This is a genomic window from Streptomyces sp. NTH33 (assembly GCF_003236365.1).
Classification (GTDB): domain Bacteria; phylum Actinomycetota; class Actinomycetes; order Streptomycetales; family Streptomycetaceae; genus Streptomyces.
Genome location: NZ_POTZ01000026.1, coordinates 22,002 through 30,491 on the forward strand (window position 1 = coordinate 22,002; position 8,490 = coordinate 30,491).

Below are 8,490 nucleotides of genomic sequence, written 5' to 3' on the forward strand. Positions count from 1 at the left end.
CAGGGCGGCGGAGAGGGAGGGGCCCGGCTCAGTCCTCGGGGCGGAGGGTGTGGCGCAGTGCGTGCAGTACGGCCGGGTCCTCGACCGTGGCGGGCGTCGGGGTGTCGCGGCCGTCGGCGATGTCGCGCATGGCCGCCCGCAGGATCTTCCCGGAGCGGGTCTTCGGCAGCGCGGGCACCACGGTGACCTGCTTCAGGGAGGCGACGGCGCCGACCTGGTCACGTACCTCGGCGACGATCTCCCGCTCCAGCCGGTCGGGCGTGGTGTCGGCGCCGGACTTGAGGACGACCAGGGCCCGCGGCACCTGTCCCTTCAGCTCGTCCCGCACGGCGATCACCGCGCACTCCGCGACATCGGGGTGGGCTGCGACGACCTCCTCCATGACGCCGGTGGACAGCCGGTGCCCGGCGACGTTGACGACGTCGTCGGTGCGGCCGGTGACGAAGACGTAGCCGTCCTCGTCGACGTGCCCGCCGTCGCCGGTGAGGTAGTGCCCCGGATACGCGGACAGGTACGAGGCCACGTACCGCTCGTCGTCCTCCCAGAGCGTCGGCAGGGTGCCCGGCGGCAGCGGCAGCCGCAGGGTCACGGCGCCGTCCTGGCCCGGGGCGCACTCGTGGCCGCTCGGGTCGAGGATGCGCAGGTCGTAGCCGGGCATCGGCACGCCGGGCGAGCCGGGCCGGATGTCCACGCCCTCGACGCCGCGCGGGACGGCGGTGATGGGCCAGCCCGTCTCGGTCTGCCACCAGTTGTCGACGACGGGCACCCCGAGGGCGCGCGTCGCCCAGGAGTACGTGCCGGTGTCGAGGCGCTCGCCCGCGAGGAAGAGGCTGCGCAGGCCGCTCAGGTCGTGCCGGGCGAGCAGGGCCGCGTCCGGGTCCTGCTTCTTGATCGCGCGGATCGCGGTGGGCGCGGTGAACAGGGCCTTCACTCCGTGCTCGGCGATCACCCGCCAGAAGGCGCCCGCGTCCGGGGTGCCGACGGGCTTGCCCTCGTAGACGACGGTCGTGGCGCCGGTGATCAGCGGGGCGTAGACGATGTAGGAGTGGCCGACGACCCAGCCGACGTCGGAGGCGGCCCACCACACGTCGCCGGGGCCGATGCCGTAGATGTGACGCATGCTCCAGGCGAGGGCGACGGCGTGGCCGCCGTTGTCGCGGACGACGCCCTTGGGCCGGCCGGTGGTGCCCGAGGTGTAGAGGATGTACAGCGGGTCGGTCGCGGCGACCGTCACGCAGTCGGCGGGTTCGGCGGCGGCCATCGCCTCGTCCCAGTCGAGGTCCCGGTCGGTGAGGTCGGCCGGGGCCTGCGGGCGCTGCAGGATCACGCAGCGCTCGGGCGTGTGGCGGGCCAGACGCAGCGCCTCGTCGAGCATCGGCTGGTACGGCACCACGCGGCCGGCCTCGACGCCGCAGGAGGCGGAGACGACGACCTTGGGCCGGGCGTCGTCGATGCGCACGGCGAGTTCCTTCGCGGCGAAGCCGCCGAAGACGACGGAGTGGACGGCGCCGAGCCGGGCGCAGGCCAGCATCGCGACCACGGCCTGCGGCACCATCGGCATGGAGATGATCACCCGGTCGCCCCTGCCGACACCGAGGCCGCGCAGCACGCCCGCGAACCGGGCGGTCAGGTCCAGCAGTTCGGTGTAGGTGAGGCTGCTCTTCGTGCCGGTGACCGGGCTGTCGTGGATCAGGGCGGTGCGGGCGCCGTGGCCGGCCTCGACGTGGCGGTCCAGGGCGTTGCGGCAGGTGTTGATCCGGGCGTCGGGGAACCAGCGGTGGAAGGGGGGCCGGTCCGAGTCCAGGACGCGCACCGGGTCGCGGTCCCAGGTCACGGCCTTGGCGGCCTCCGTCCAGAAGGTCCCGGGGTCGGCGATGCTGCGCCGGTGGAGCTCGCGGTAGACGTCCATCTGCGGGTTCACTCCTTCGTGGTCCCGTCCGCGCGGCACGGCCCGCCCGCGCGCGCAGGGGTACATCCGCTCCGGCGCCGGGCTGCCGGGGCGGAAGGGGGTGGCGGCTCATCAGCCATCATCCGACCACCGCGCGCCGTCCACCACCTCCAGATGGAGACCCCCACGGCCGGACAGGAAGCGCCCGCGACCGCCGGGGACACTTCCTCGGCCGGACGGGAAGCACCCGCGGCCGCCGGGGACACTTCCTCGGCCGGACGGGAAGCCCTCATGGCCGGCGGGATGGCCCGGCCCGCGCCCGGGATGCCACAGTGGAGGGCATGAGCACCAGGCCACCAGCGCCGGACGCGGGACGACCGTCCGGCCGCCGCGAGCCGCCCGGGGACGGGAGGGGCGGCGTGTCCCCGACGGACGGCGCCTTCGGCGGGCTGCCCCCGCGGCACGCGGCACTGCTGGCCCTGCTCGACCGCACGGCGGCCCTGCGCGAGGCCTCACGCAGGGCGCGCGAGGTGACCGGCGCCGACATCGGCCTGGTCGGCGTCGTCGAGGACGGCGGGGTGGCCGTGCTGCGCTCGTGGGCGGGCACCCGGCGCGAGAGCCTGCACAACCTGGTCGTCCCGGCGGGCCTCGGACTGGGCGGCAAGGTGATCGCCACCGAGCGGCCGTGGCGGGTGCGGGACTACGCGCGCTCCCGCGGGATCACCCACCACTTCGACGAGCCGATCGGCGCGGAGGGCATCCACGCGATGCTGAGCGTCCCCGTCCGGGACGAGAACGGCGTGATCGGGATGATCTACGTGGCCCGGCGGGAGCGCGCCGGCTTCGGCGACCGCGCGGTCACCGCGTTGTCCGGGGTCGCCGACGCGACGGCGTTGGCGCTGACGGTGGCGGATCTGGCCCAGGCGCAGCGGGACGCGGAGGCGCAGGCGGAGCGGCGGCGGATCGCAGTGGCGCTGCACGACTCGGTGGGGGCGATGCTGTTCACGATCGGCGCCCAGGTGCGCGACCTCCGGGCGGACGCCGGCGCCACGCTGGAGTTCGCCGAGCGGCTGGGCACCGTGGAGCGGCAGCTCTCGGAGGCCTCGACGGCGCTGCGGCGCTCGCTGGCGGCGCTGACGGACGCTCCTGCGGACTGCTCGCTGCCGGCGGCGGTCGCCGGGGACTGCCGGTCGTTCCAGGCGCGGACGGGGATCACCACCCGCTCGCTCACCCTGACGGACCTTCCGGAGCTGGACGCGGCCCGCTGCCGCGCGGTCCTCACGGCCGTACGGGAGGCGCTGCTGAACGTGGAGAAGCACGCCCGCGCGTCCTCGGTCGTGGTGAGCCTCGCCGAGGCGGACGGGACCCTGACGGCGGTCGTGGCCGACGACGGCGTCGGCTGGTCCGGGGACCCGCGAGAGGCCTCCGGTGCGGCAGGCGGTACGGTGCGGGCGGCCGGAGGCATGGGGCTCACCGCGGTGGAGGAACGCGTGGCGCGACTGGGAGGGAGCCTGCAGGTGGTCGCCCATGACGACGCCGGGCTCACGGTGCGGATACGGATCCCCTGCCCGTGAGCGGACGGACGGCACGGCGCGGGCCGGTGCGGGTGATGGTCGTGGACGACCACCCGGTGGTGTGCGACGGGGTGCAGCTGCTGGTGCGCAACGATCCCCGGATCACCGTGGTCGGCAGTGCGCAGACCGGCGAGGAGGCGGTACGGCTGCTGCCCGAGCTGCGGCCCGACGTGGTCCTGCTCGACCTGCGGCTGCCGGACATGCTCGCCCCGGAGGCGATCGACCGGCTGCGCCGGGTGATGCCGTCCGTGCGGTTGCTGGTCTTCACCGCGTACGGGGACCACGCGGCGGTGTGCACCGCGCTGACCCGTGGTGCCGACGGGTGCCTGCTGAAGGACGCGGCGACGCCGGACCTCGCCGCCGCGATCCACACGGTGGCCGCCGGCGGCCGGGTGACGGACCCGCGGCTCGGTGACAGCGGCGACGCCCCCGACCCGCACCGCTCGCTGAAGAAGGCCGGCATCACGCGCCGGGAGTACGACGTGTTGCGGCTGGTCGCCATGGGGCACACCAATCCGGAGATCGCGTCCGAGCTGAACCTGACGCGGAACACCGTGAAGACGTATCTGCAGGCCGCGATGCACAAGCTGGGCGCCCGCAACCGGGTCGAGGCCATCGCGAAGGCGAGCGAGGCCCGGCTCCTTTGACGTGCTCCCTGGCCTGAAGGACTTCGTCGGCGGATTCGGTCACTGCCCCTGGTGATCTGGTGGGGCCGGGCGGTCCGGTGGGGTCCGGCTCCGTCTCGCGGGGAGGCGAGGGAGACGTATCCGCAGGCCGCGATGCCGCTGCGGCCGGTGCCCGGGCCGAACCGCCTGTCCACGGCGAGCGACGCTCCCCGGTCGTTGAGCGGGTGCTGGGCCGCGGTCACCCGGTGGCCGCTGCTTCCCTCCTTCGGCGGCGGCCCGGTCGGCGAAGGCTGGGCAGCCGGCCTGGAAGAACGCGATGGTGGCTGGTGGCCGCGTTTCGACCGGGACGTGAGGGCCAACTCGCCGGCGGAGAATGCCCGACGCTCCTTCTGGGACGAGTGGAAGCGGATCGTGTGCCCGACCCTGGCGGTTCTGGCCCAGTCCGGCACCATCGCGCCGCACGAAGTCGACGGCATGCTCCGTCAAGGACCCGTCACCCAGGCCGTCAGCATCCCCGGAACCGGTCACGACCTGCACTTGGAGCAACCCGGCACTCTGTACACCCTGCTCTCGGGCTTCCTCGACGAGCTCGCGCACGGCAGGCGATGAGTTTCGACGCCGGGAGGGGACTTGTCGGACACGCGACCGCGGCAACGGCCCGTGCCGTCGTCGGCGTTGACCCTGCTGGGGCTCATGCGCCGTCTGCGGGGGTCGAGCGTGCCTGGTTCCAGCGGACGCCGGCGGGCACCACCCCTCGCTTCTCCCCCTGTCGGGTTCACGAGATGCCACACCTGTCCGCCGTGGTCATCATGGTCGTCCAGGCCCCGGCCCGGCCGTCGGGGGCCTCGGGCGCAAGGGAAGGGTGATGACCATGGAGCTGTTCCCGCCGATCCCGCTCGCCGAGTGGCGCGACACCAAAGAGACGCTCCATCGCTTCGCGCAGATCGTAGGGAAGGTCCGTCTCGCCGCCAGCACCCGGCGCAACCACTGGTGGAACGTCCCGTTCCACCTCACGGGGCGCGGTATCACGACTCGCCCGATGGGACAGGTCGACGGCAACCCGATCTTCACGGTGGACTTCGACTTCGTCGCGCATCAGCTGGTGGTCTCGGCTCTGGACGGCCGGGAGATCTCCGTCCCGCTCATCGGCCAGTCCGTGGCGTCCTTCCACGACGCGGTCATGGACTCGCTGGCCGCGCTGGGCATCCGGGTGCGGCTCGACGTGCCCAGGCCCTTCGACCTGCCCGACTCCGGCCGGCCGTTCGCCGAGGACACCGAGCACGCGGCCTACGATCCCTCGCACGCCAACCGCTACTGGCGGGTCCTCAGCCAGGTGGCGTCGGTACTGGAGGAATTCGCCGCCGGATATTCGGGGAAGGTGAGCCCGGTGCACCACTTCTGGCACACCTTCGACATCGCGCACACCCGGTTCTCCGATCGTCGCATCGAACAGCCCGAGCAGATCGACCCGGTCACCCGGGAGGCGTACTCCCGTGAGGTGATCAGCTTTGGCTTCTGGTTCGGAGACGACACCTTCCCCGAGCCCGCGTTCTACTCCTACACCGCTCCGGAACCGGCGCACCTGACCGAGGACCCGCTCCGGCCCGCGGCGGCACACTGGACCGCCCGGAACAACAGCCACCTGGCCGTACTGCCGTACGGCGAGGTCCGCACCGAGGCCGACCCGCGTGCCGCCGTGCTCGCCTTCTACGAAAGCGCGTACCGGGCCGGTGCCCGACGCGCCGGATGGCAGGTCGACTCACTGGCGTGCCCGGGCGGAGTGACGGACCCGCAGCTGCCGCCCCACAAGCACCACCCCTCTTCCGGCTGAGGCCCTGCAGCAGCCGCGCACCGCGCCGTCGGGGCGCCCCGCGGCCACCTTCCCGTTCAGGTGTCGGTGCGCGCCAGCTCGCCCTTGAGCAGCCCCGTCGCCTGGCCCACCTCGATGAGGTAGCCGTCCGGATCGCGCAGGTAGCAACGCAACTCGGCGCAACGGTCGATGGGCGGGGTGAGGAACTCCGCTCCCTTCGCGACGGCCTCGTCGTAAAAGCGGTGAATGTCGGCCACTCGCACGTTCAGAAAGCTGGAGGCGGTGTGAGGGTCGTCCGGTGGGCGCAGTACGACGTCGGGCTTGTCGTCGGTGGGACCGCCGCCGGGGTTCAGGATGATCCAGCCGTTGGCGACCTTGATGATGCAGGGATTCTCCTCCAGCACCACCGTTCCCCCCAGCACGTCGGCGTAGAACGCCCGGGAGCGCGGCACGTCGGAGACGGTGAAGAAGTGTGTGAGCACCAGCCCCTCGGCCGGCGCAGGAAGATCGTCCGGGTTCATCCGCCGCTCCCGCTCGGGATCGGCGGCGAGGAAGGCCGTGCGGCGGACCGGAGCCGCGCCGGGCGACCACTGGTCGCGGCCGCACTCACCACCGGTGTGTAGTCGGACATGCACCAAGAGTAGGACCCGGTCGGCCGCGCGGCACCCGCACACGGACTTGACCGACGGCCTTCGTCGACCGGCCGCCGCCCACGCTCACCCCTCTCCGTCACGGCACCTCCCAGGACATGCCGGCCTGCGCGCGGTCGGATCGGCATCCGCGATACCACCGCCGCCTTCGGCGTCTCCGCCGCGGAGGCCCTCGCCGCGGGCCGGTGGACCACCCCGGTCCGGGCTCCCCGGCCCGGGTCTGTCGCCCTGGAGCCGTCCGGCTCCGGGTGCCCGCGGTGCGTGCCCGGGCTAGGCTCCCCCTATGCCTCGTTTATCCCATCGGGGTGTTTTCCGGCCCGAGCGGGCCCGGGGTCCTTCGCCGGCAGACGGGGAACGCCGCGCGCGGAACGCGACCACGTCGGTGCACCGGATGCGCGCGCCGACCGCACTGGTGACCGCGGCGGCGCTGGCGTTCACCCTGTCCGGCTGCGATGGCAACGACGTCACGTCGCGGGTCGAGGGCACGAAGCGGGCGCTGTCGGCGAGCGGCGCGGCGGCCGGATTCGCCCGGAGCGCCGACAGGTCCGTCGACTGCCGGAAGGCGAAGTGCGTGGCGCTCACCTTCGACGACTCGCCGAGCGTCCGCACCCCGCGCATCCTGGACATCCTGCGCCGGTACGGCGCGCACGCCACGTTCTTCACGCTGGGCCAGAACCATGTCGTGAGGCACCCGGGAACGGTCAGGCGGATGGCCGCGGAAGGCCACGAGGTGGAGACCCTCACCTGGTCCCACCGGATCCTCACCACGATCAGTCCGGCCGACGCGCGCAAGGAGATCACCCAGGGCCGCGATGCCGTGGCAAAGGTCATCGGCCGCCGGCCGGTCCTGCTGCGCCCGCCGCAGGGCCGTACGAGCGCGGCCATCGCCGCGATCTGCCGGCAGCTCGGCATGGCGCAGGTCCTGTGGAGCGCCAGCGCGTCCGACTACCAGACCACCGACTCGGCGCTGATCACCCGCCGGATCCTGGCCCAGACCGGTCCCGGAGGGATCATCCTGCTGCACGACCGGGTGGACCCCACCGACCGCGGCTACAACGGTACGGTCGCCGCGGTTCCCGGCATCGTCTCCGCCCTCGAGGCCCGCGGCTACACCTTCGTCACCGTCACCCAGCTCCTCGCCCCGGCCAAGCCCCGGCCAGGTGAGGTGTACGAGTGACCGGTCGCGTGCGGGGCACCGCCGACCCCGGAGCCGGAGGCGTCACGGGATGACCGCGGGACGGGCATCGAGGTGGCCTGACCAGGGCCGATTTGACTTAGGTATGAGCTCATACCAATAATGGCGAGCATGTCCGCAAGCAGCGCGCCCGAACAGCGCATCGCCCGCGTGGCCTCTGAGCTCGCGGCATGCCTGCCCGCGCTGCACCGGGCCCTGGAGCGGCGGGTCGCCGCGGAGTATCCCCACCCCAAGCCGCCCGAGGGGCAGCTCGCGCTGCTGCGGTTCGTCGCACAGCGGGAGGGAGCCACGGTCCGCGAGGCGGCCGAGGCTCTGCTGATGAAGCCCAACAATGTCAGCGCCCTGGTCTCCCAGCTCACGGAGCGGGGAGAACTGGAGCGCCGGCAGGACGCCGCCGACAAGCGGATCGCCCACCTCCACCTCACGGAGTCCTCGCGGCAGCGGATCGCCGAGGTGCGTGCTCTCGAGGAGAGCCACCTCGGCCAGGCGATCCTGTCCCTCACCGACGGAGAGCTGGACGCGCTCGGTTCCGCCGTCGGGGCGCTCAAAGTGCTGACGCGCCACCTCCACGCCGCGGCCTGCTGACGGCAGGGTCACGGACCCGCGCCTGTTCCTGCGGTGAGGCGCCCGTCTCCCGCTTACTTACTTACTTACTTCCTCCCTGCCTGCCTGCCTGCCTGCTTGCCTGCTTCCGAGGACGGTCCTTGAGGGCGGTCCTCGGCGTTCTCGGCCCCGAGTACCCCGCCC

At 73.0% G+C, this 8,490-nt stretch carries 8 protein-coding genes; 6 read left to right on the top strand and 2 right to left on the bottom strand.

Annotation, left to right across the window (positions count from 1 at the left end; translation table 11 throughout):
• Nucleotides 1-28 precede the first annotated feature (28 nt).
• The gene (locus tag C1I97_RS04690; protein WP_111001953.1) at nucleotides 29-1,909 is read right to left on the bottom strand and encodes a propionyl-CoA synthetase; all 1,881 of its coding nucleotides are present in this window, start codon (nucleotides 1,907-1,909) and stop codon (nucleotides 29-31) included.
• A gap of 398 nt (nucleotides 1,910-2,307) precedes the next feature.
• On the opposite strand from C1I97_RS04690, the gene C1I97_RS04695 reads away from it, so the two are divergent.
• The 4 genes from C1I97_RS04695 to C1I97_RS04710 all read left to right on the top strand — a co-directional run bounded on the left by C1I97_RS04695 (nucleotide 2,308) and on the right by C1I97_RS04710 (nucleotide 5,919).
• Nucleotides 2,308-3,462, top strand: coding sequence for a GAF domain-containing sensor histidine kinase (locus tag C1I97_RS04695; RefSeq protein ID WP_181446563.1), 1,155 nt, complete (start codon nucleotides 2,308-2,310; stop codon nucleotides 3,460-3,462).
• Nucleotides 3,459-4,109, top strand: a complete 651-nt coding sequence (locus C1I97_RS04700; protein ID WP_220040792.1) for a response regulator — start codon at nucleotides 3,459-3,461, stop codon at nucleotides 4,107-4,109. Before C1I97_RS04695 ends, C1I97_RS04700 begins: the two co-directional genes overlap by 4 nt.
• A 132-nt stretch (nucleotides 4,110-4,241) precedes the next feature.
• Nucleotides 4,242-4,697: an alpha/beta fold hydrolase gene (locus C1I97_RS04705; protein WP_181446564.1), complete on the top strand. Its 456-nt coding sequence runs from the start codon at nucleotides 4,242-4,244 to the stop codon at nucleotides 4,695-4,697.
• Nucleotides 4,698-4,959: 262 nt separating this feature from the next.
• Nucleotides 4,960-5,919, top strand: coding sequence for a DUF5996 family protein (locus C1I97_RS04710; protein ID WP_111001959.1), 960 nt, complete (start codon nucleotides 4,960-4,962; stop codon nucleotides 5,917-5,919).
• Between the two features lie 56 nt (nucleotides 5,920-5,975).
• Here C1I97_RS04710 and C1I97_RS04715 read toward each other — a convergent pair whose 3' ends face one another.
• Entirely contained in the window at nucleotides 5,976-6,419 is a 444-nt protein-coding gene (locus C1I97_RS04715; protein ID WP_111001956.1) for a VOC family protein, read from the bottom strand.
• A gap of 520 nt (nucleotides 6,420-6,939) precedes the next feature.
• Here C1I97_RS04715 and C1I97_RS04720 point away from each other — a divergent pair.
• Both C1I97_RS04720 and C1I97_RS04725 read left to right on the top strand, forming a co-directional pair.
• The gene (locus tag C1I97_RS04720; protein WP_111001957.1) at nucleotides 6,940-7,725 is read left to right on the top strand and encodes a polysaccharide deacetylase family protein; all 786 of its coding nucleotides are present in this window, start codon (nucleotides 6,940-6,942) and stop codon (nucleotides 7,723-7,725) included.
• A 129-nt stretch (nucleotides 7,726-7,854) separates the two neighbouring features.
• Nucleotides 7,855-8,328 (top strand): MarR family winged helix-turn-helix transcriptional regulator, encoded by a 474-nt coding sequence (locus C1I97_RS04725; RefSeq protein ID WP_111001960.1) that lies wholly within the window; start codon nucleotides 7,855-7,857, stop codon nucleotides 8,326-8,328.
• The last annotated feature ends 162 nt before the right edge of the window (nucleotides 8,329-8,490 follow it).